The 22,142-nt window shown below is 64.2% G+C and carries 16 protein-coding genes; 11 read left to right on the top strand and 5 right to left on the bottom strand.

Annotated features, from left to right (window positions below):
- Positions 1–26: 26 nt before the first annotated feature.
- Positions 27–521, bottom strand: coding sequence for a MarR family winged helix-turn-helix transcriptional regulator (locus tag HDC35_RS13135; RefSeq protein WP_184647516.1), 495 nt, complete (start codon positions 519–521; stop codon positions 27–29).
- 71 nt (positions 522–592) lie between these two features.
- Between HDC35_RS13135 and HDC35_RS13130 the strand changes: the two genes are divergently transcribed.
- From HDC35_RS13130 to HDC35_RS13110, 5 genes are all read left to right on the top strand, one after another.
- Positions 593–2,131 (top strand): aldehyde dehydrogenase, encoded by a 1,539-nt coding sequence (locus HDC35_RS13130; protein WP_184647514.1) that lies wholly within the window; start codon positions 593–595, stop codon positions 2,129–2,131.
- Positions 2,132–2,423: 292 nt separating this feature from the next.
- On the top strand, positions 2,424–3,677 hold the full coding sequence (locus HDC35_RS13125) for a glycoside hydrolase family 2 (RefSeq protein ID WP_184647512.1): 1,254 nt from the start codon (positions 2,424–2,426) through the stop codon (positions 3,675–3,677).
- A 95-nt stretch (positions 3,678–3,772) separates the two neighbouring features.
- On the top strand, positions 3,773–4,084 hold the full coding sequence (locus HDC35_RS13120) for a YciI family protein (RefSeq protein ID WP_184647511.1): 312 nt from the start codon (positions 3,773–3,775) through the stop codon (positions 4,082–4,084).
- 192 nt (positions 4,085–4,276) lie between these two features.
- The gene (locus HDC35_RS19860) at positions 4,277–6,067 is read left to right on the top strand and encodes an aspartyl protease family protein (protein WP_184647509.1); all 1,791 of its coding nucleotides are present in this window, start codon (positions 4,277–4,279) and stop codon (positions 6,065–6,067) included.
- 196 nt (positions 6,068–6,263) lie between these two features.
- Positions 6,264–6,788, top strand: a complete 525-nt coding sequence (locus tag HDC35_RS13110) for an AAA family ATPase (protein WP_184647507.1) — start codon at positions 6,264–6,266, stop codon at positions 6,786–6,788.
- A gap of 72 nt (positions 6,789–6,860) precedes the next feature.
- Here the strand turns inward: HDC35_RS13110 and HDC35_RS13105 are convergent, their stop codons facing one another.
- On the bottom strand, positions 6,861–7,415 hold the full coding sequence (locus HDC35_RS13105) for a GFA family protein (protein ID WP_184647506.1): 555 nt from the start codon (positions 7,413–7,415) through the stop codon (positions 6,861–6,863).
- A gap of 442 nt (positions 7,416–7,857) precedes the next feature.
- On the opposite strand from HDC35_RS13105, the gene HDC35_RS13100 reads away from it, so the two are divergent.
- Positions 7,858–10,122 carry a TonB-dependent receptor gene (locus tag HDC35_RS13100; protein ID WP_184647504.1) on the top strand — a complete coding sequence of 755 codons (2,265 nt, stop codon included), beginning with the start codon at positions 7,858–7,860 and terminating at the stop codon, positions 10,120–10,122.
- A 76-nt stretch (positions 10,123–10,198) separates the two neighbouring features.
- Here the strand turns inward: HDC35_RS13100 and HDC35_RS13095 are convergent, their stop codons facing one another.
- Positions 10,199–11,065 (bottom strand): helix-turn-helix domain-containing protein, encoded by an 867-nt coding sequence (locus tag HDC35_RS13095; RefSeq protein ID WP_184647502.1) that lies wholly within the window; start codon positions 11,063–11,065, stop codon positions 10,199–10,201.
- A 48-nt stretch (positions 11,066–11,113) separates the two neighbouring features.
- Positions 11,114–13,111, bottom strand: coding sequence for a pyrroloquinoline quinone-dependent dehydrogenase (locus HDC35_RS13090; RefSeq protein ID WP_221438250.1), 1,998 nt, complete (start codon positions 13,109–13,111; stop codon positions 11,114–11,116).
- 192 nt (positions 13,112–13,303) lie between these two features.
- Here HDC35_RS13090 and HDC35_RS13085 point away from each other — a divergent pair, with 192 nt between their 5' ends.
- From HDC35_RS13085 to HDC35_RS13065, 5 genes are read left to right on the top strand one after another with little or no spacing between them, the layout of a single operon-like run.
- The gene (locus tag HDC35_RS13085; RefSeq protein WP_184647500.1) at positions 13,304–14,107 is read left to right on the top strand and encodes an SDR family NAD(P)-dependent oxidoreductase; all 804 of its coding nucleotides are present in this window, start codon (positions 13,304–13,306) and stop codon (positions 14,105–14,107) included.
- A complete protein-coding gene (locus HDC35_RS13080; protein ID WP_184647498.1) occupies positions 14,104–16,593 on the top strand; it encodes an AMP-binding protein in 2,490 nt (829 codons plus the stop codon). Before HDC35_RS13085 ends, HDC35_RS13080 begins: the two co-directional genes overlap by 4 nt.
- 26 nt (positions 16,594–16,619) lie before the next feature.
- On the top strand, positions 16,620–18,056 hold the full coding sequence (locus HDC35_RS13075; protein WP_184647496.1) for an MFS transporter: 1,437 nt from the start codon (positions 16,620–16,622) through the stop codon (positions 18,054–18,056).
- On the top strand, positions 18,053–18,733 hold the full coding sequence (locus HDC35_RS13070) for a GDSL-type esterase/lipase family protein (protein ID WP_184647494.1): 681 nt from the start codon (positions 18,053–18,055) through the stop codon (positions 18,731–18,733). The genes HDC35_RS13075 and HDC35_RS13070 overlap by 4 nt, the downstream gene beginning before the upstream one ends.
- Positions 18,734–18,735: 2 nt before the next feature.
- A complete protein-coding gene (locus HDC35_RS13065; protein ID WP_311770772.1) occupies positions 18,736–19,665 on the top strand; it encodes an SDR family NAD(P)-dependent oxidoreductase in 930 nt (309 codons plus the stop codon).
- A 230-nt stretch (positions 19,666–19,895) separates the two neighbouring features.
- On the opposite strand, the gene HDC35_RS13060 is transcribed toward HDC35_RS13065, so the two are convergent.
- Positions 19,896–21,794, bottom strand: a complete 1,899-nt coding sequence (locus tag HDC35_RS13060; RefSeq protein ID WP_184647490.1) for a TonB-dependent receptor domain-containing protein — start codon at positions 21,792–21,794, stop codon at positions 19,896–19,898.
- Between the last annotated feature and the right edge of the window lie 348 nt (positions 21,795–22,142).

Raw genomic sequence — 22,142 nt, 5'->3', positions numbered from 1 at the left:
TTTTCTAAGTCCTGCGAAAAGGTGGATCAGCTGGCGGGGAGGTCTTGGGAAAGGCGCGCTTCGAGCCGCGCGAGGGTACCGAGAAGCGACTGAAGTTCATCTGCCGAAACCGCTGCAAAGAGTTTGTCCGCAATAATTTCTCGCTGCCGCAAGGACTGACGCGCGACGCGTTCGCCCGCCGAGGTAAGGGCCAAGAGCTGGCGCCGTCCGTCGGAAGGATCGGCCCCCTTCGTCAAGAGCCCCCGCGCTACCAGGCTTGCCACAAGTTTACCGATTTGCGCCTTGTCGCGGCGCGTCTCGCGCACGACGTCGAGCTGCGAACAGCCGCCACCTGCGAGAATGATTCGCAGAACATGGGCTTCCATGAGTTGCAGGCCTTCCCCGTCAGCGCGCAGCGCGTGGCTGAGGTGAGCTTTCACCAGATCCATGACCCTGCCGATCCTGTCCAGGCCCTCGACCTCTTCTCTCCGCTGCACGATCGCGAACCCCTCCCACACCCACAGCCGATCAATGGTTGACAATGTCTACCAATATTTAGTAGATAGTATCTACATAATGTCCAGACCATATCTATCTGCCGGGAAGAGCGCCAATGAAACAGGAAAATTCCGGAAACCAGCCGTCCATTGCCGACCGTTTCGGAGAGGAGCACATCGAAAGTCTATTGCGCGAGCTCGAAGCACGAACTTCAGGCCATTTGATCGAGGGGAGGTGGCGGACAGGTTCGGCCGGCAGCACCCTTATTACCGAAGACCCGGCGACCGGCCGTGCGATTGCCGAGTTCGCTGCGGGGAATGCCGATGACATCGATCGTGCGGTGACGGCGGCCGAAACAGCCCTCCGATCAGGGGGCTGGCCGCTACTGACGGCGTCGCAGCGCGCTGCGCTTCTCTTCGCGCTCGCCGATAGGATCGAGAGGGAGGTCGATCAATGGGCGCTGATAGAAGCTTTGGACGCCGGGCACACACTGACGTCGATCGCCGGTGGCGACCTGCCGCTTGGACTGCGTGCCCTTCGCGACAATGCGGGCTGGGCGACAAAGGTGAACGGTGCGACGGCGATGCAGTCGGCGTGCCAAAGCGGCGCCAATTACTACCTGCGCGAGCCCGTGGGTGTGGTGGGACTTATCACACCTTGGAACGCGCCGTTCCTCATGACGATTCAGAAACTGAGTGCGGCGCTCGCCGCCGGCTGCACCGTTGTGGTCAAGCCGTCCGAGCTGGCGCCTTTATCCGCATTACGGATCGGAGAGGCCTGTCGCAAGGTCGGCTTCCCCCCGGGGGTTATCAATATCGTCACCGGCGACGGAATCGCGGGCGCGGCGCTGGCGCGCCACCCGGCTGTAAACATGGTCAGCTTCACCGGCTCCGTCGACACGGGCCGCTCGATCATCGCTGCTGCCGCGGACAGCAACCTCAAGCGGACCGTTCTGGAACTTGGGGGAAAATCCCCGGTGATCGTTTTCGACGATGCCGATCTGCCCCGGGCGGCGGCCGCCATTGCATCGGAGATATGCTTCAAGAGCGGCCAATATTGTGCTGCCGGCTCGCGGCTTTTTGTTCAGAAAACGGTCTACTCGATCTTCATCGACCTTCTCGGGGCCGAGATGGCGCGTGTCCGCGTTGGGGCGGGTTACAGGCAGGATGTCGACATGGGGGCGATGATCTGCGAGCGACAGCGAGCGCGGGCGGCGGCAATCGTGGCAGAGGCAATCGAGCAAGGCGCTCGCGCATCCGCTGGCGGGACGCCAATGCCTGGCGCCGGTTACTTCTTCCCCCCGACGATCCTCGAGGGCGTGGATCCCGGCGCACGGGCCTGGCGCGAGGAGATCTTTGCGCCGGTCATAGCTGTGACGGCCTTTGAAGACGGGGCAGCGCCGAACGCCGTCGCTGCCCTCGCGAATGACAGCGCCTATGGACTCTCGGCCAAGGTGTGGACGCGCGACCTGCGCCGGGCGATGGAAATGGTCGCCTGCCTCCAAGCAGGCCAGGTGATCGTCAACGGCGGCGGCGGAGAGGCGACACTTCCTTTCGGCGGGACGAAATTGTCGGGCTATGGTCGCGAAAACGGCCTCGAAGGCGTTTCGGCGTTTACAGAGATCAAAGCCGTTCGTTTGGGCTACCCCCCCTGAGCAGCAATTGATTGGCGGGCATGAACAGTCGCGCTTGGGTTTTGCGCGCGGCGTATGCCTATGGCCAGGATGGGCCGGCACGGTACACTTCAGGTGAACCGCTCGACCGTCCGCCGCGAAATGGTTGCCTGAATGGAGATGCCGTTACAGTCGTTCATTGCAGGAAAGCGGCCGGCAATCGCATTGCCTGATGATGGCGCAGATAGCGGGAAATGGGTCCTGAAGACAAGCGCATGAACGACCATTCCTAGCTTGGCCGCCTTCGACTTTCCTCGGTATTTCATGGGAGGGCGTGGTTTTGGATCGCTTTTTGCGACGTGCCTATCTGGCCCTTGCGGCGATAGCGTCGCTGGCGGTCGTCGCGATGCTGGCGGTCGGGGGCCGGCCGGACCCGGTCGGGACCGCGCGCACCCTCTACGGCGAATGGCGCTTCCACCCCGGAGACGACCCCGCATGGGCAAGCCCGCAAGCGGACGACGCAGATTGGGAACGGGTCACCCTGTTGTCTACCCCGGCGACACGGGACAACGACGTTGGACTGCCAGGTCTGCTCGATGGCTGGCGGGCACGCGGACACCCCGACCTCGAGGGGTATGGCTGGTATCGCCGCCAGATCCGGCTGCCATGGAATGGCGAGCTCGCTCTGCTGGGGCCGACGATGGTCGACGACGGTTATCAGATGTTCTGGAATGGCAGGCTCGTCGGCGGTGTCGGAGACTTCAACCAGCGCCCCCGCGTCACTATCGCCCGCCCGCTGCTGGTTCGGCTGCCCGAGGACGGCGGCCAAACCGGGATCCTGGCAATTCGTGCTTACCTGCAGCCCGGATTTGAGCGCGACAACCATAGCGGCGGTTTGCGAAGTGCCCCGACATTGGCATCGCTCGCGTTTGGCGAACGTCTGCATGCCGCGCAGTGGAATCGGACCATTGCAGGCTATATCGTCGAAGTGGCGTTGGCAGGGATGATGATGTTGCTCGCCGTAATCGCATTGGTCGGCAGCCTGAGAAAGGACCGGCCAAGCTTCGCGCATTGGCTTGCGATAGCGCTCATAACGACGGCCTTCCTTCGGCTTGGCAATGCAGTTGCAGCGTGGACCGGCCTGCTGGACGTCGCCCCGCTTGTTTGGCTGAACGCTCTTCTGCTCGCTCCGTTGACCATGCTGGGGTGGACCATCGCCTGGAACGTCTGGGTACCAGGGCGAAACCGAACCTTCGTCTTCATCTGCGCCATCGCAGCATGGGCGATGCGTGTCGCGGGGGTGGTGCTCCACGTCCAGGCGCTTGGCTCGGCAGGCCGCTACGTTTCGCTTGCTCTGTTCGTCAACGCCGCCGTGCACATCTGGCGCGGCGGTGAGCGCCGGAGCCTGGCGCTAGCGGCCATGGGGCTGATGGCGGTCGGGCTCTTTATCACCGAAGTCAAGCTTTTGGGCGCACCTGATATCTGGTTCCCCTTCGGCATCGGTGTAACCCTGACCCAATATGTCTATGCTGCGGCGCTTCCGCTGCTTTGCGTCCTCGTCACTGCGCGAAACACGCGGACTTCGTAAGCTCCGATGGAGACCGGACACTCCTATGTCGTTCCCCTTGCGGGTGCTGGCCCGAGCTCGGCATTTGAGGCAACACCTTGAGAAAGGAGGCCGCTATGTATGCGCTTGCTATCGTTCGCTACCGATGCCCAATCGACCAGGTCGCCGAAGAACATCGGCAGGCGCACCGGGATTATCTGCTTCGCCTGAAATCGGAGGGCGTGCTGATCGCGTCGGGTCCGTTCAAGCCACATCATGGTGGCGCGCTATTGCTGCGCGTCGGTGATGACGAAATCACAGCTGCGCTGAACCGCGTGCGTGATGACGACCCGTTCACCGAACTCGACCTGGCTCAATATGAGCTCTTGGCTTGGGACGTTAAGACAGGCGTCGAGGAACTGGACGGGTTGTCCATAACTGGCTCATGAATCTGCAAGGTCACGAGACCCGGCCAACCTGATCGGCGTGTTTCAGCATACAAGGCGCATTGAATGTGGTCGCCTGGGATGTCGACCGTTCGAGGGTCCCGCGCGAGCGTTCGCCGCAAAGCCTGCTGACATCGCTGGGCGGCACCGAAATCTGCATCTTGGGGCCTTTGCATTCCGCAGGGCATCGACGGAGTGCCGCTCGACGCTGTGCGTCGAGCCATCTGTCAGGGGAACATCGTGGAATCTTCTATGAAGGGAATGTCGCGAATGCGGGCGTATATTGCGCCGGTCGTCCTGTGCGCCGTCGCTCTTGGCGGGGCCGGTTTCGCAGACGCCCATGCACGCGTGGTCGTGTTGGAAGGCACCAGGGAGGTTGCCGGCAGAAACCTTGCCTGGCGACGATGCGTCGACCTTGGGCAGGGTCGCTTTGCGGAGTTCGCGGAGGACCGGCTACAGGGAGGCGGGGTGACGTGGTCGGGCAGCGAAGGCTGGGAGGTGGACGAGTCGGGCGGCGTCCATCCGCTGAACGCCGACTTTGCGCAGCGAAGGCTGCGATCGCTTCATTGGGTCTTCGCGCATGGCGCCCTGATTTCGAAGCGGCACGGGACGGCCGACGACGAGCCTTTTACCCAGGAAGTCGCCCGGGGTCTTCCCGTCACCGTCTCGCGCGGCGCTGCCGGCACGCAGGTCACCATCGCCGGAGATCTCGCACCGGAGACTTGGACGCTCTCGGATTTCCGGGAGGTTGCCCCAGGTGTCGCCGTCCCCTTCTCCGAAGTTACAGGAGCGGGCGAGGGCGGCCGCGTCGTTCACGTTTCGAAAGCGCAAATGATTCCCGAATCTTCGGGCTGCATCACCACGCGGCCCATCCCGGTCAATCCGGTCATCTTTTCGGAGGGGAAGGCGCGCGCGGAAGTCGGGATAGAGTTCGATGGCCGTGTCGTCGTTCGGGCGTCGATCAACGGATCGCGCCCCCTGCCGTTCATCGTCGATACCGGCGGTCATAATATTCTCTCTTCGACGGTCGCGGCGAGCCTCGGATTGACGCTCGAGGGCCGGGAAAGCACCGGCGGTGCGGGCGGCGCGCGTATCGAGAGCAGCCGGGCCATGGTCGACAGCGTCGACATCGGTGAGGCGAGGCTCGTAAACCAGCCGTTCCTCGTTTTGCCGCTGCCATACCCCGCGATCGAGCGAGGCAAGGACGATCCCATCGCCGGCATCCTCGGGCTCCAGCTTTTCGAGCGGGCGGCGGTGACGATCGACTATGCGCAGCGCCGCCTCGTCATCGCGCCGCCAGCAAGCACGGCGCGCAGTGCTTCCGGGCGACTCCCCATTGAGTTCATCGACGATACGCCATTGGTCAACGCGGCGCTCGATGGCCGTCCGGGGCTGTTCTTCATCGACACGGGCAACGCGTCCACGACGATGCTTCACACGCCGTGGGCCTTGTCCGAGATGGACGTGGACATGCTCAGGCAGGGCGAACGCGGGGTGGCGATGGGCGTCGGAGGTCTTGTTCCCCGATGGACCACGCGCGGGCACGCCTTTTCAGTCGGAGGCTTCGATCTCGGAGGCCTGCCCGTGAGTTTTTCGGAGAGCACAAGCGGAGCATTCGCCTCGCGTGCTACGGCGGGCAACATCGGCACGGACATACTCGCAAACTTCGCGATCACCTTTGACTACCAGAATGCGACGATACTGCTCCTCCGGACCGCCGATTACACGCCGCCAGCGCCCCTGGGGCTTGGGGCCGCCTTTGCAAAAGTCTCCCCCGACCTCGCTGCGGTGGTGGCGGTCGAACCCGGCGGCGCGGCCGATCGCGCCGGGATTGTGGCAGGAGACCGGATACGCGCCATCAACGGACAGTCGCTTCAAGGCTTGTCCACGCTGGAAATCGGCGAACTCATCCGGCGCACTCAAGGCCCGTTGCAGATCAGGATCGAGCGCGCGGATAAGACCACCGAGGTGTCGCTCGAACGATGACACCAGGCCATAGCGCGCCGCGACTTCCCGCGATCTCGCCGGCCCCTCGGCCCAGTTATATCGGCATTACCCTGGCTCGAGGTTTCGCCGTCCCGGGGCAGTGGCCAGCGCGACACTTTGGCCCTGTCGCCGATGACAATATACGCCGCAGCGCCTGGGCCCGGGGCGACCTGGTCGGGCAGACATGGCCGTGAGAATGTCACCGACCCTCCATCTTCCCTGTGGTCTCCCTGGTGCGGGAAAGACCACCCTTGCCAGACGCATCGAGGGGGAGGCGCCGGCGCTGCGTCTCACGGGCGATGAGTGGCTGAAGGCCCTTTTCCCGCAAATGACCACGCAGGAGGCCGAGTTCGGGCCCTATCGGGCGCGGATCGAGAAGCTCCAGTGGAATCTTGCCGCGCGTGCGCTCGACCTCGGCCGGGACGTCGTGCTCGACTGGGGCATCTGGTCGAGAGCCGAGCGCGACACGCTTCGCGCCGGTGCGCGCCAGCACGGCGCGAGGGTAGCGCTCTATTTTCTCGACGCACCGATCGAGGAATTATGGGCGCGCGTCTCCCGGCGGAACGCTCGAGCCGACCCAGGTGCTTTCGTCATGACGCGGGACGATCTCATCCGCTGGGCCGGACAATTCGAGCGTCCCACCGCGGAAGAACTCCGTCAGTATGATTCTGGTCTCGATCTTCCTGCCGAGACGCGCGATGGAGGGATCGGTGACAAGTGATTCCGGCTTCCACCCTCTTGTTGTGTCGCCGTTCGAACAAGCGTTGCGATAGCGTCGTCAGCCGTTTCGGGACTACTGGTCCGACTGCGACATTGGCGGCTGTCCCGCAGATCGCGGCCGCGTAACATCGATACGCGCCCAGCTGGGTGCGGATTTGGTCCAGATAGTACTGGAAGGCTCGCCCGTTTCGCGGTCATCGAGGCTTCCCAGACGCACGGCCACAAACGCCCTGTCGCCCAAGTCCCGGGCGAAAAGCGGTGTTCCACACGTGCTGCAAAACTCGGTCTGGATTTCTCGGCCGCCGTCCGACTTGCGAATATAAGCCGCTGGCTCGCCCGCGACCGAAAGCGCGTCGCTGTCGAAGAACAGGCTCAGCGACGCGTTTCCCGAACTCAGATATTGGCAGTCGCGACACCAGCATGCTCTCGTCGCGTGCGGTGCGGAACCAAGCGTGAAGGAAATCGAACCGCAAAGACAGCGGCCCCGCATCTCATCCTGCACTGTCATGTTCTCCTTGAATTTCAACTTATTATCCGGTCCATTCAACCGCCTTGTTGCGGCGCCGGATGATATTGCGAGGGTTGCGCTTTCCGGCAGCTGCTCGATCCAGTCCGTCCATGTCGTCATTTGCTTGCCGCTTCTACCAGCTGTAGGCGTTCGCACCGCGGCGCTTTGCGTCCCATGCAAACGTCTTTCCTCGCGGTGGCTGATCGACCGGTGGAGGTCGCATTGGGTCGCCGGTCTAGCATCCGCCCGATGCAGCGTGGCACTATCTATGCGGTAGAGCGCCGAGGGAGACCGCCGTATGGCATGGGGACTGAACGCATCCTTGCGCGATGCGCGGGACCCGCCTCACGTGCGTCTCGAACCCCGTCGGCGACGAAATAGGCTTGCTGTCCTGTGGGCATCACTTTTCCCGCAAACGACAATTTGCTCCATACAGCCCTTGACCACTTTGGTTATGGTTCGGCCGGCCGCTTCCGCCATCATCGCACATGAGCTCGCAACATAGTGAGACAATCGGGAGGGTGTTATGAAGAATGCGATTGGGGGCGGACCGATTTGCGCCATGGCTCTTGCAGCAGGCGTGCTGGCTCCGACTGCGGCGGCGGCCCAGCAGAGCAAGGGCGTCGCGGATCAGGATATCGTCGTGACCGCGACGAAGCGGGCCGAGGGCGTGAACGAGGTCGAGGCGGCCGTTTCGGTCTTCACGGCCGAGGATCGGACCCGCACGGGGATTGAGACGACCCAGGATATCGCAAACTTCACGCCGGGCCTGGCGATCTCGGATACCCCGAACCGGGTCAGCATCCGCGGGATCGGCCGCGTCACCAATGAACTTGGAAGCGATCCCGGCGTCGCCAACTACGTCGACGGGTTCTACACCTCGGAGTCCGACGTCATCGGTGGTTCCGACTTCTCCGTCGAGCGCGTCGAGGTCCTGCGCGGGCCGCAGGGAACTCTCTACGGGCGGAACTCGATCGGCGGCGCCGTCAACGTGATAACGAAGCGGCCCACCGCCGACTGGCGCTTCGATCTGCGCGCCGGCCTCAGCGACTACGAGCGCTGGAGCATCGCCGGTGCGGTCAGCGGCCCGATCACCCCCGGCATCCGGGTCCGCCTAAGCGGAACACGCGTCAAACAAGAGCGGGGGTTCGTCGAGAATCTCGCCGGGCCCGACCAGTGGACACAAGGGAGCTATGCGGTCGAAGGTCAGGTCGAGGCCGATATCACGCCGACGCTGAACTGGTGGCTCAAGCTCGGTCATTCGGCCTACGACCGGGCGCCGCGCCCCGATGTCGCGATCGATCCATGGCGAACCACGCCGTATCACGGTGGACTGGTCGCCAACCCGACCTTCGGCCTCGATCCGTTGCTGAACCCCGGGCTCGAGGATCCGTATCAAGTGGCCTATAATTACGGGGGGCGGCAAAGGCTGCGCAACCAGTTCGGCGCCACCACCCAGCTGTCCCTAGATACCGATGCGGTGAGCATGCGCTACATCGGTGGTTATTCCCAATATGAGTATTTTCAGGATCGCGACTTCGACCGGACGGCGCGGACCAGTTTCGGTCGGGCCGCGTTCGGAACGGTGTTCCCCGTATCGACCAATTATGTCGAGGTGGTCGAGGAAAAGAAGCGCTGGACGAGCCACGAGCTCAACATCCTGTCCTCGCCGGGGGGGCGGTTCGACTGGATTCTGGGGGCCTATTATTATTGGGAACACATCGACCAGCCCTATTCTATCACAGTCCCCGACGTCGCCCTGTTCGATAATCCGGTGGAACTGGCAGGGGTCGCTCCCATCACGAATCCGCAGCGGGCCTATTATTACCAGCGGGGTGAGGTTCGCAGCGAGGCGCTGGCGGGCTTTGGCCAGCTCACCTGGCGCTTCTCGCCCGGTTGGTCGCTTACAGGCGGCGCGCGCTACACGTTCGACCATAAATCGGGCCACGAGGAGCAGTTCCAGATCTTCTACGACGTAGCGGTCGATCCTGGAAATACCTACGGCATCTCGAACCGCGGCCGCCCCATGCGAGACCAGTGGGGCGGCTTCACCGGCAATCTCGGCGTGGGTTTCGAGCCTAGCGACAATACGCTCCTCTATGCGAACGTCAGCCAGGGCTATAAATCGGGCGGCTTCAAGCTCGGCGGATTCATCCCGCGCCCGATCGTCGAAAAAGAGACGATCACCGCCTATGAACTCGGACTCAAGCAGCGCATCGGTGCGCTTCAGTGGAACTCCGCGCTTTTTTATTACGACTATCATGACCTGCAAGTCCCGGTCAGCTTCGAAGTGGCGCCGGGCATCGTCCAGTCGATCTTCACCAATGCCCCGCGCTCGCACGCGTTCGGCGCCGAGACCGAGCTGAGCTACCGCCCGGTTCCCCAGCTGATGCTCAGGGCGATATACGGCTATCTCGACGCGCGTTTCGACCGTTTCGCCGGCGTCGTGGATCCGGCCAGCGCGTCGTCCGCGCCGCAGGACCTCGAAGGCGACAGGCTGCCACAATCGCCGCGCCATAAACTCACCTTGAACGCGCTGGCGACGCTCGGGGACGTGAGCGTGAGCCTGACCCAGAGTTTTGTGGCCAGCCAATATTTCAGCGTCTTCAACACCGACCGATACCGCGCCCCCTCCTATCGTACCACGAGCGCGCGCATCGTCTGGGATGCGAGCTCGCGACTTCGTCTGGTCGCAAGCGCATCAAACATCTTCGACACCACATCCTACAGCTATGTATCGTCGAGCAGCTTTGCCCTCGGCGCCGTCCGTTCAGTCGTTCCCCGGGCACCGCGCACGTTCGACGTCGAGGTCCGCCTGGCCTTCTAGATCGGCCCGGCACTCCCTGGAGCCCGTCCGGGAAACCGGGCGGGCTCGCCTTTTTTGGGGCTTGGGCCCACGCGGGTCAGTAGGCCAGAAGGGGATGGCTGAGCGAGCGGTCGGACGTCAATGTCTCGAGCGACCGGTCGGGAATGCCGTCCTCCGGCAGAATCGCGTGAAGGATCAGCCTCGGTTCGGACACATAGGGCGTCGATCCGACGGTATGATGAACGTTGATATAGGTCCGCGCGGGGCGCGCAGTCGTCGCCCTCCGACGCTGGTCGTGATTGTGGCCATCGGACGTGGCGCCTGCGCCGCGCCGGGCCCAGTCGTGCGGAATGCCTTCCATCGCGACCATCTCGTCGAGCAGTCGCTGCGCCTCGGCGCTGTCGCGCAATATCGCTTCCTGCTGAAGGATTACCAGGTACAGGCAGGCGGCGTTCGCCCAGTCCGGCATGTATCGCCGCCAGCCATTTTCGGCGACCAGCAGCCGGATCGTGTTGATGTCATCTCCCATCACCGCTTCGCCGAGCATTTCCCGATGGGCATGCACCCAGGCGCGGTTGACCATCTTGACGTTGGCGAATGGATCGATCGCCGCCGCCGGAAAGGGATCGAAGCAACGCAATGTCGCAACCAGACCGCGCCGGACCTCCTCATTGCCGGGACTGTCGAGGTCCGCGACCTCGACCGCCGGGAGGTAGCCGGCGGCCTGCAACAGGTTGCCGGCACCGCGGCGGCCCAGCTTCAGTTCGCGCGCGATCCGGTCGATCAGCATTCGGCTAGGGTGCGCCTTTCCCGTCTCGAGGAAGGACAAGTGACGGACCGAGACGTCGACCAGACCCGCAAGATCTTCCTGGCTGAGGTCGAAGGTCGCGCGCCAGAAGCGCAGAAGTCGGCCGAAATGGCTCGAATTTTCTGCCGATACCGGGCCGCGGACGTTAAAGGTCATTCGTTACACTCGCATCAGACCGCGCTCCATCCTGCCCGTGGTGCGTGATCACGGCAAGGCGAATGCGATGATCTCGTCACCGAGCCGGGTACGCGAGCGAGCATTTCCGCCTGCCGCAACGACGACATATTGGCGACCGCGCCAGCTATAGGTCATCGGCGTCGCCTGCCCGCCGGCGGGCAGACGGCCTTTCCACAATTCCTGCCCGGTCCGGATGTCGAACGCACGCAGATAATCGTCGACCGTGGCCGCGATGAACACGAGGCCGCCGGCAGACACGATAGGTCCCCCGAGGTTCGGCACTCCCCAGTCGCGCGCGATGCCCAAGGGCGCAATGTCCTTGGTCGATCCGAGATTGCGCCGCCATTTCACCGTCGCCGTCGCCATGTCGATCGCGATCAGCTCCCCCCAGGGCGGAGGGCTGCACGGAATCCCCCAGGGCGACATCAGCAAGGAGCGGGTCGCAACATACGGCGTCCCGGCCATGTCGTAGATTTCCTGCCCCGGCGGTATCTCTGCCTCGAGCTGTTTCCGGTCCTCCCGGCGCCGGAGAGTGAGGCTGCCGGCCAGATTGTTGATGTTGACGATGACGACATTCTCGTCAGGGTGATAGGCTGTCGAACCCCAGTTGGCGCCGCCGCCGCTGAACGGGAGCTGTAGCGAGCCCTGTAGCGAGGGTGGGGTGAAAATGCCTTCGTTCCTGTGGCTGGCGACCTTCTTGCGACAGATGGCGCGGTCATACGGCGTTAGACCGAATGCGTCCTCGGGCTTCAGCGCGGTCCGCCCGAGGAAACCCGGCTTCGGGGCGAAGGGCTGGGTCGCTGCCGGCTTTTCGCCGGGCACGCCCGCCTGCGGGACGGGCCGATCGACAACCGGAAAGACCGGCTCTCCCGTGTCGCGATCGAGCACGAACATGATCCCGGTCTTGGTGACCGAAACCACGACGTCCCGAAGCTTTCCGTCCACCTTGATGCTGTAGAGCCCGGGCTGCCCAGCCACGTCATAGTCCCACAGATTATGGCGGACCGTCTGGAAGCTCCAGAGCATCTTTCCGGTGTCGGCACGGACGGCCACGATCGACGAGGTGTCGCGATTGTCTCCCTCACGGTCTCCGCCGTAAAAGTCGACCGCCGGCGAAGACGTCGGAAGGAAGACCAGACCGCGCGCGGCATCGACCGAGATCGTGGACCACACATTGCCGTGGCCGGCGCCGGGCAGCTTCTCGGGCCAACTGCCGGCAGCCGGATCGCTGGTGCTTTGCGGGACGGGATCATAGGTCCAGCGCTCGGCGCCCGTGCGCACGTCATAGGCGCGAACGGTGCCGAGTGGCGCCTGGACACGGCGATTGTCGCTGATCGCAGTGCCGACGATCACGGTATCGCCGATGATCGCGGGGGCGGAGTTGATGCCGAATTCGCCTTGCCATTCGAGAGGACGGCCAGGGTCGACCCTGACCTCGCCGCCGTTGCCGAAATCGCGGCATGGCTTTCCGGTCCGGGCATCGAGCGCGATGACCCGTCCGTCGAGCGTGCCGGTCAGGATGCGGGTTCTGCAGACGGCCCCCGGCGATCGATCCCGGCGGTCATGCCACGCGGATACGCCCCGGCACACGAAAGCACTGGCAGGTTGCAGGTCGGGTCTGAGGCCGGGATCGAAGCGCCACTTCTGTTTTCCGGTGGCTGGGTCGAGCGCGATCACCTCATTGAACGGGGAACAGAAGACGAGGCTGTCATCGACCAGGATCGGTGTCGCCTCGAAGCCGCTGTTCGCGATGCCTTTCGGGCGCCGCTCCATGTCGCCGGTGCTGTAGCGCCACGCCTCGCGAAGGGTGCCGACATTCTCTGCGTCGATCTGCGCCGCGGGCGAGTAACGGTTGCCGCCGGGATCGCCGCCATAGGAAGACCATCCCGCAGGGCCCGGATCCACCGGTTCGGCGTGACGGTCGGCCTGGCAGCTTCCCAGTCCGAACCCTGCGACAATGACAGCCAGGGCCGCGCTGCGCAGCCAGCGAGATCGCGACATCCCCACGATCATGCCGTTCCCCATTCTTCCTCCCTGGACTCTATCGGCGGGAATGCCGCCTCCCACAAGGCCTGCCCGTCCCGCGCGGGCGACTCCACGAAGCAGAAGGTAAAGTCGGAAAAAATCGCGAACTTTACCTTCTGCTTCCTGTTCCTGCCGCGGCGCACCCGCCAATCACGGCTTTCGAGGCCGGGGATGATCACGAGGGAGAGCAAGATGGGGCGACTGGAGGGGCGGGTTGCCCTGATAACGGGCGGCACCAGCGGAATTGGCGCAGCCACGGCGCGCCTGTTTCATGCGGAAGGCGCCAAGGTCATGATCGCGGGCCGCAGCCGCGCGCGGGCCCAAGCGATCGTCGAGGAGCTGGGAGCAGGTGCGGGCTTCGCGATCGGCGATCTCGCGGACGAAAGCGGCGTCGCGGGCGCCATCGAGGCGACGATCACCCGCTTCGGTGACATCGACATCCTCTTCAACAATGCCGGCGGTCCGACCGCGGGTGACGTGGAGACGGTGACGCAGGCCGATTATCGGGCCGCGATGGATCTCCTTTTCGGGAGCGTGCTCTGGGGCATCAAGCACGCCGCGCCGCACCTCAAGGCCAAGGGCCGCGGCGCGATCATCAACAATTCCAGCGTCGCCGGACTGCGCTGCCATATGGGAGGTTATCTCTACAGCGCTGCCAAGGCCGCCGTTACCCATCTGACGCGCATGGCGGGAATGGAACTCGGCCGCTATGGGGTAACCGTCAACAGCATCTCGCCCGGCGGGATCGTCACCCCTATCTTTATCGGGGGCGCGGGGCGCTCCGACACCTTGCCCGCGGCCGAAACCGAGGCGATGATGGAAGAGGTCGCAGCCGCGATCGGCAAGGGCACCCCGCTGCTGCGCGCCGGCGGCCCCGAAGAGATCGCGCGCGCCGCACTCTACCTCGCCTCCGACGAAGGACGCTTCGTCAATTGTCACGATCTCGTCGTCGATGGCGGCATGTCGACCGGCGGCAAGACAAGGTATGCCCGGTGACCGGAGCGCGGTCCCCCGAGCTCGAGGCGGCGATCGCGCACATCCGGTCGGCCATCGCGGCCGCCCGGACCGATGGCGGCGCATGGAGCGAGTATCTGCGCTTTCCGCGATCGGTGCTGCCACCCGGTCTGACCGTGACCCGCATGGCGATCGGCGCAATGCCCTGCGAATGGATCGAACCCCGCGGATGCGACCGGTCCGTCCGCGTTCTCCTTCTTCACGGTGGGGGGTTCGTGGAGGGGGGGCTCGGCAGCCACCGCCATTTCGCAGTCACGCTGGCCGAGGTCCTGAACCGGCCGGTGCTCGTGATCGACTACCGGCTTGCCCCGCAGGATCCCTATCCCGCTGCGCTCGACGACTGCATGCGCGCACAGGCCTGGCTGTGGGAGAATGATATCGCGGGCGCAACTCCGGCCAGTCAACTCTATGTGGTGGGGGATTCCGCCGGGGGCAATCTTGCCCTCGCTACCGCCCTGCGCACGCGTGACGAGGGGCTCGCGGCGGCAGACGGCCTGGTGCTGATTTCGCCATGGAACGATCTCGCGATGGGCTTGCCCAGCCACGCGGAACTGGAGTCGGAGGATTTTCTGCTCGGGTCTTCGCTTGGTCGTCTTTGCCGCGCCATCGCCGCCGGACGCGTCTCGCCGTCCGACCATCCCTATCTTGCCGGCCACCCTGTCGATGATCCGCTGGTTTCCCCGCTGCTGGCCGATATCGCCGGGCTCCCACCGACTCTCTGTCTGGTCGCCGAAGAGGAAATGCTGCTCGACGACAGTCTTCTGTTGGCCGAGCGGGCTGCCGCCGCGGCCGTTCCATTCAAACTTGTCCGAGTCCCCGGTGTCTTTCATGCCTGGCCCGTCTTCGGACGTCTCTTCCCCGAGGCGGTGGCCGCGATCGAGACGATCGCGAACGAGATCCATGACGCTAGCGTCCGGACAGAAGCCCGGCGAACCGTCGAGGTCGAACGCGACCTTTCCGAATATATCGCGATACAGGCTCGCCGCCGCGGCGCCGCGATCGCGGTCGTGGAGGGAGACCGAACGCTGACCTGGCGTGCCTTCGATGCGCGGATCGGCGGGATAGCGGCCTGGCTGTCGAGACGCGGCATCGGTCCCGATTCCTGCGTCGCGACCGTCAGCGACAACAGCATCGAACATCTGCTGCTGTTGTGCGCGGCACTCCGCTGCGGCGCCGCGATCGTTCCGTTACCGTCGCAGGCCGGGCCCGGCGCGCTGTCGAGGATGATCGACGACAGCGGCGCGATGGCCATCGGCATCGCCGACAGCGCCCGACCGGACCTGGATCCGGCCCGTCTGCCCGGCATTCGCCTGGCCCTCGATTTCGAAGCCCCGGGCTGGACGTCGATCGCCGAGATCGAAGACGCAAACGAGCCGTTGGAGAGCCCGATCATCGATCCCGATAGCCGTTTCGACATCATCTACAGCTCGGGCACGACAGGCGCGCCGAAGGGGATCGTGCACTCACGGCGGACCCGGTTCCGCGAATATTCGGGATCGTGGGGGCTCGGATTCTCGGCGTCGAGCGTGACGCTCGTGTCGACACCCTTTTATTCGAACACGACCTTTGCCGGGCTCCTGCCGACTCTCGCATTCGGCGGGACGCTCATCATCATGCGGCGCTTCGATGCGCGCGAATTCCTTCGGCTCGCAGAACGCCACCACGTCACCCATGCGATGATCGTGCCCGTCCAGATCCAGCGGCTCCTGGCGCAGGAGGATTTCGACCAGTTCGACCTTTCGGCGTTCCAGATGAAAATGTGCACGAGCGCCCCGCTGTCTACAGGGCTGAAGCAGGCGATGCGCGAGCGCTGGCCCGGCGGATTCTTCGAATTCTACGGCATGACCGAGGGCGGTGTCGTATGCGCGCTCGACATCGGAAGCCGGCCGGACAAACTCGCGACAGTCGGCCAGCCGCTGCCCGGCGGCGAACTCAGGATCATCGACGAGAACGGAAAGGAGCTGCCCGCAGGAGAAGTCGGCGAAATCGTCGGCCGTTCCGCGGTGATGATGGATGGCTATCATCGGCGCGCCGAGGCCACGGCCGAAGCGTCGTGGATCGACGCGCAAGGGGCGCGGTGGCAGCGCACGGGCGATCTCGGCCGGGTCGACGACGAAGGCTTCCTCACTTTGCTCGACCGGCGCAAGGACATGATCATCTCGGGCGGCTTCAACATCTATGCCGCCGACCTTGAGGCCGAGCTGCGCCGGCACGAGGCTATCGAGGACGTGGCCGTGATCGGAATTCCCTCGGAACGCTGGGGCGAGACGCCACTCGCTCTGGTCGTTTTGAAACAGGGGGCGAGCGACAGCCCGCAGATGATTCTCGACGCGATCAATCCCCGTCTTGGAAAGATGCAGCGTTTGGCCGGCGTCGAGATCCGCCCGGAGCTGCCGCGCAATGCGCTGGGGAAAATACTCAAGCGCGTCCTGCGCGCTCCATACTGGGAAAAAGCAAATGACGCCTGACCGGCGCGAGGGAGGGAGAATCTGAGATGGCCGCTGACGCAATTGTGCCCAGGCGCACCCAGCTGCTTTACGGATATGGATCGGCAGCTTTCGGGGTCAAGGACAATGGGTTCTCCTATTTCCTTCTGATTTTCTACAATCAGGTGCTCGGTCTCAGCCCGGCGCTTGCCTCGCTCGTCCTGATGACGTCGCTCGTCGTCGATGCGATCACCGATCCCGCCATCGGCTACGCGTCCGACAACTGGCGCTCGAAGCTCGGACGGCGGCACCCGTTCCTTTACGCCGCCGTGGTTCCGGTGGCGATTTTCTACTTCATGATCTGGCTGCCGCCGACCGGCCTCGGAGAGACCGGACTGTTTTTCTACCTGCTGCTGTGCACGATCGCCGTGCGCATCTCGATCAGCGTCTACGAAATCCCCAGTACCGCGTTGATTGGCGAGCTCACCGCCGATTACGACGAACGCACCTCGATGCTCGGATACCGTTATTTCTTCGGCTGGTGCGGCGGGCTCGCGATGAGCTGCATTGCACTGCTCCTGATCTTCAGGCCGACCCGCGAGCATCCCATCGGGATCTTGAACCCCGATGGATACGGGATCTACGGGGCGACCGCAGTCGTGCTGATCGTCGCATCGATGCTGATTTCCTCGCTCGGAACCCAGCGGGCGGCACGCGCCTTCGCCCTGCCTCCCGCCCGGAAACTGCGTTGGCGGCAAGTCCCGCGTGAAGTCTTCGAAACTTTCCGCGATCGCTCCTTCCTGCCGATTTTCCTGGCATCGATCTTTCTCTTTCTGATCGTCGGCCTGACCTCGGCCCTGTTCTTCTACGTCGCGACATTCTTCTGGGGGCTCGCCGCGAGCGAAATCGCACTTTTTCCGATCGTCAACTTCGCATCTGCCGGCGCGGCGCTGATCTTTGCGCCGCGCTTCGCCCGCCGGCTCGACAAGAAGAAGGCGGCAATCCGGCTGATGGTCTTTGCGCTTCTGTGGAGCCCCATCCCGATTCTCGCGCGGCTGCTGGACTACTTTCCAGAGAATGGGGATCCCTGGCTCGTCCCCTTGCTGATCGGGCACGCCGCGATCGACACGAAGGTCGGGATCAGCGTAGGGATCCTCATATCCTCGATGACCGCCGATCTGGTCGAAAGCAGCGAGATCCGGACGGGACGGCGCAGTGAAGGTCTTTTTTTCGCGAGCCGGAGCTTTACGCAAAAGACGATGAGCGGGCTCGGCGTCTTCGTGGCGGGGTTGCTTCTCGAATTCATCGGCTTCCCGCAGAATTCAGGCGCCGGTGTCTCCCCCTACACGGTCGACGCCTTGGGATTTCTTATCGTGCCCATCGTTCTCGCTCTCTACGGATGTGCTCTCCTGTGCGTCACGCGGTACCGCATCGACCGGGGGCAACATGAAGCCAATCTCGCCGTATTGGCGACAAAACGTGATATGTCCGGCGGGCGGGCATGAAGCTGCTTCACGTCCTGGCAGCCGCCGCTTCGCTGGTGTCGGTCTCCGCCAGCGCAGCCCCGCCCGACGCCGGCGAGGTCTTCGAAGCCGAACTGGCCGCCTTCGAACGCGAAGACGCGGCCGAGTCGGCCGCGGCCGGCGGGCTGCTTGTCCTTGGCAGTTCGTCCATCAAATTCTGGGTTTCGATGCGGGAGGATCTGGCGCCGCTCAAAGCGGTCAACAGGGGATTTGGCGGAAGCCGGATCGCCGACATCAATCGGAACTTCGCGCGGCTGCTCGGGCCGCGTCGACCGTCCGCCATTCTGTTATACAGCGGCGACAACGACCTCGTCTCGGCGTCCCCCGAAGCGGTATTTTCGGAACTCGGCCGATTTCTCGACCTGAAGACCCGCCATCTTGGCGATGTGCCGGTCTATGTGCTGACGGTGAAGCCCTCGCCTGTACGCGTAACGCTCCTTCCCAGGCAACGTCGCTACAATGCCTTGCTCGCTGCCCTCGCAGAGCGCCGGCCCGACGTTCATATGGTCGACATCTTCTCGTCCATGGTCGGACCTGACCAAACTGTCCGGGCTGAGCTTTTCGGCCCCGACGGCCTCCACATGAACGCGGCAGGCTACGCGCTATGGACATCGCATGTCCGCGCCGCACTCGGTCTTCGAAAGGAACCAGGGAGATGACGATGAACTCGCTCGCCGGCCGGGTGGCCATTGTCACGGGCGCCGGCCGCGGAATCGGCCGCGCCCATGCACTCGCGCTGGCACGGCGTGGCGCCAGGGTTATCGTCAATGACCTCGGGGTATCGCGTAGCGGTGCGGGCGAGGATGAAGACACCGCGTCGGCAGTGGCTGCGGAAATCGCGCGGCAAGGAGGCGAGGCCGTCGCCGATACCACCGATATCTGCGATCTCGACGCGGTCGAGCAGATGGCCAATGAAACACTTCGCCGGTGGGGACGGATCGATATCCTTGTCAACAATGCCGGCTTTCTGCGGGACCGCACATTCTCCAAACTCTCGATGACCGATTTCCGCGCGGTGGTGGAAGTTCATCTGATGGGTACGGCCAACTGCTGCTACGCGGTCTGGGAGAGAATGAAGGCGCAGGAATGGGGTCGGATCGTCGTCACGACGTCGTCGAGCGGCCTCTATGGCAACTTCGGCCAGTCCAATTACGGCGCCGCGAAAATGGCGGTCGTCGGGCTGATGAACACCCTTCAGCTCGAAGGCGAGCGATACGGCATCCGCGTCAACGCCCTTGCGCCTGCCGCCGCGACGCGCATGACCGACGGGCTGATCGACCCCGCCGTGTCCGAGCTCCTGGCACCCGAGCACATCGCGACCGCGATGCTGGCCCTCTGCGCCGAAGATGCCCCGCGGCGAGCCATCCTGTGCTGCGGCGCTGGCGGCTTCGCCCTGGCGCAGATGTTCGAGACGCAAGGGATCCGTCTTGAAGCGCAGGACCAGACTCCGGAGGCCTTGCTTGCGCGATGGGCCGAACTTGCCGATGAGGCGGGGCAGGTCCACCCGGACGATGCGGCATTCCAGACGAAAAAATTCGTGTCGGGCGCCCTCGCGGGCGGCAATAAGCCTCCCGCCGGCGACGAGCGCTAACGACGAGACGCGGTGCGTGGGTTGCGTCAGTCTCCCGGGGACTTTCCAAGCGGGACATGTCGAGGCTGCTCGTGATGCGCACCGGGCGCATCGGGCCCTTTGGCCAGCCTCGATCTGGCCGCACGCGCCTTTGCCGAATGCACGTCGCCCGCAGAGACGCGGCAACGCCCCGCCTCTCTCCCGACCTGCGAGCGCCGGGCGCACCGCGCCTCCCTTCCATCTGCCGACTTTCAGTACCGGATCGTCAGCAGGATGCGCGCACGTCGCGGCTCGTTATAGGCGAGGGTTTCCGAGCCGTTGACGTCCCAGGCGAAACGGTTGAACAGGTTCAGAACCTGAGCCCGGATGACAGCATCGTGCCGCCCTAGCCTGAAGCCGAACCTCAAGCCCGCATTCACCGTCGTCAGCGGCTGGACGAAGAGCTGCGAACCGTCGCGTGATGTGCGACTCTGCGCAGCGCGCGCGCCGACATGCAGCAAGCCGGCATCGACGCTGAGACCCTTCACGCCCGGGATCGCAAGATCCGCGTTCAGGATGGCGCGGATACGGGGAACCGCAACCGGACGAAGCCCGTCGCTCGCACCTTCGCCGCTTCGGACAAGCTCGGGGTCGAGAAGCACCGTCCCGGCCACGATCTGCAGGCCGGGGAGAACCCTGCCCGAAAGTGAGAATTCGATACCCCTGTGGCGCACATCTCCTAGGAACCGGTAGACGTTATCGCGCGCATCGACCCCGGCGTAAGGCTTGCGAGTGTCGAACACCGACAGAAAGAGATTGAGTTTGCTTGCGATCGACCAGCGCAAGCCGAGCTCGGCCTGCTTCACCACGATGGTGCTCAGTATCTCGTTCCGGTTCGCCGCCGAGCTCGGCGCGACGCCCGCCTCTTCGAGGCCCCGCGAGTAGCTTGCGAATATCTCCAACCTGGGGGCGATCGCAATGCTGCCGCCCAGATTGTAGAGAAAAGGCGCAGTGGTGACCTTGTCGGAACCGGCCTCACTGCCCACGCGCTTGGCGTAAAACGACTTCAGCACGCCGGCGTTGAGGCGCACCCTGTCGCCGATCGTTCCGCGGTAGCCCATCCCGAGCCCGAGCTGTGAGACCTCGATATGCTGGTCCGCCGATAGCAGGTCGAGATCGGGCTCGGCGATGTCGGACGGGCAGTCTCCCAGGGCCAAAGGATCGAGCGCCAATGTCTGCGCGCCCCCGAACAGCGCCGTCGAACGTCGATAGCGGATCGTGGCGTCCAGCCGGTGGGTAGATCCGGAGGGCGGCAGTTCCAGATAAGAGCGTAGCTCCGAAGACCAGGCGGTCGAGCGCTGCTGCGGCACCGCCAGGACATAGCCGGTCGAAGCGCCGCTCTCCTGGCTGCGGAAGAATTGCGCGAACGCAAGCGTCGGGTCCTCTTGGCCGAACGCAAGCGTGGCGCCGATCCCGCTGCGCGAACTCAGCTCATGGTCGAGCAGAAGGCCGCCAATGCGTCGCTGCCCCTGGTCGAAGGCCCAGTCCTGTCCCAAGTACCGGCCGCGCGCTATCCGCGGAGGGAGGGTGCCGTCCACCGGCGCCACGCGAAACTCCCCGCGTCGGCGGTACTGATACTCACCGAAGAACAGTTGCGCGCGGGTCGAGGCGATCGACACGCGCGCGATGCCGCCGACCAGCAGGTCCTCGCCGCCCCGCCCGCCTTGCGCGCTGCGGACGTCGAAATTGCGGGAGATCCCGAGCGAGTAACTCGAGCGGCCCGAGGACGCGCCATGACGAAAGTTCAGTTCGGCGATCGGCTGGCCATAGACATCGTAGGTGACGGTCGCGAGGCTCTTCTCACCCGGCGCGGGATCGCGCAGGCGATAGTCGACGACGCCCGAAGGTCCGGGCAGCAAGGTGCCGATGACATTATAGCCGATGCGGACGGTGCTGCTGTCGATGAAGAAATTGCTCACCCCGGCATTCTTCACGAAATAGGTCCCGTTCAGCCGGTAGTTGCCCGCCGCTTCGAGACTGAAGCCGCGGACCGAACGTTCGTCATAAAGCCCGATCGCTTCGTCGCCCTGCTTGTGCCCGAAGGCGTCGCCGGCCGATCTGACGGGATTGGCGTCGGCCTGTGCCAACGCCGGGGCGGGCATCAGGGTCATGATCGCGAGCGGAAATAATGGGCGCATTCGGTGTCCTCCTGTCGAGGTGCGCTGCTTGGCAGTCGAAGCGCTTGCGAAATATCCGCTTCTTGCGGTCAAAGGTCCGCGCGACGAATAGGCGTCTAGCGGACCGTCCTAACGGCCGTCCGCTGCACAAATGCTGATCTGCCTCCTTTTTCGCTGAATGATCGGCGATGCGTCGGTTCGTGCCGGGGGCTTGCGGTGGACGCGCGATAGTCGCGGTCTCTGCGGCTTGGGTCGCGCCGCTATGAGACGCGCGCGGCGCCAGCGTCGTCAATGCAAGGACCAGATAGGTGTGCGGCTTTGGGATGTCTTGCCCGGCGACCC

Origin of the sequence: Sphingopyxis sp. JAI128, assembly GCF_014207235.1 — a bacterium.
Lineage (GTDB): Bacteria > Pseudomonadota > Alphaproteobacteria > Sphingomonadales > Sphingomonadaceae > Sphingopyxis.
Note: the sequence above shows the minus strand (reverse complement) of the source record. Positions and strands in the feature narration are given on the sequence as shown.

Coding starts and splice junctions, on each gene's coding strand:
- HDC35_RS13120 (WP_184647511.1), top strand. CDS start 3,773: ATGTATGCGCTTGCTATCGTTCGCTACCGATGCCCAATCGACCAGGTC.
- HDC35_RS13110 (WP_184647507.1), top strand. CDS start 6,264: ATGTCACCGACCCTCCATCTTCCCTGTGGTCTCCCTGGTGCGGGAAAG.
- HDC35_RS13095 (WP_184647502.1), bottom strand. CDS start 11,065: ATGACCTTTAACGTCCGCGGCCCGGTATCGGCAGAAAATTCGAGCCAT.
- HDC35_RS13060 (WP_184647490.1), bottom strand. CDS start 21,794: ATGACCCTGATGCCCGCCCCGGCGTTGGCACAGGCCGACGCCAATCCC.
- HDC35_RS13130 (WP_184647514.1), top strand. CDS start 593: ATGAAACAGGAAAATTCCGGAAACCAGCCGTCCATTGCCGACCGTTTC.
- HDC35_RS13075 (WP_184647496.1), top strand. CDS start 16,620: ATGGCCGCTGACGCAATTGTGCCCAGGCGCACCCAGCTGCTTTACGGA.
- HDC35_RS13085 (WP_184647500.1), top strand. CDS start 13,304: ATGGGGCGACTGGAGGGGCGGGTTGCCCTGATAACGGGCGGCACCAGC.
- HDC35_RS13065 (WP_311770772.1), top strand. CDS start 18,736: ATGAACTCGCTCGCCGGCCGGGTGGCCATTGTCACGGGCGCCGGCCGC.
- HDC35_RS13090 (WP_221438250.1), bottom strand. CDS start 13,111: ATGGGGAACGGCATGATCGTGGGGATGTCGCGATCTCGCTGGCTGCGC.
- HDC35_RS13070 (WP_184647494.1), top strand. CDS start 18,053: ATGAAGCTGCTTCACGTCCTGGCAGCCGCCGCTTCGCTGGTGTCGGTC.
- HDC35_RS13100 (WP_184647504.1), top strand. CDS start 7,858: ATGGCTCTTGCAGCAGGCGTGCTGGCTCCGACTGCGGCGGCGGCCCAG.
- HDC35_RS13105 (WP_184647506.1), bottom strand. CDS start 7,415: ATGACGACATGGACGGACTGGATCGAGCAGCTGCCGGAAAGCGCAACC.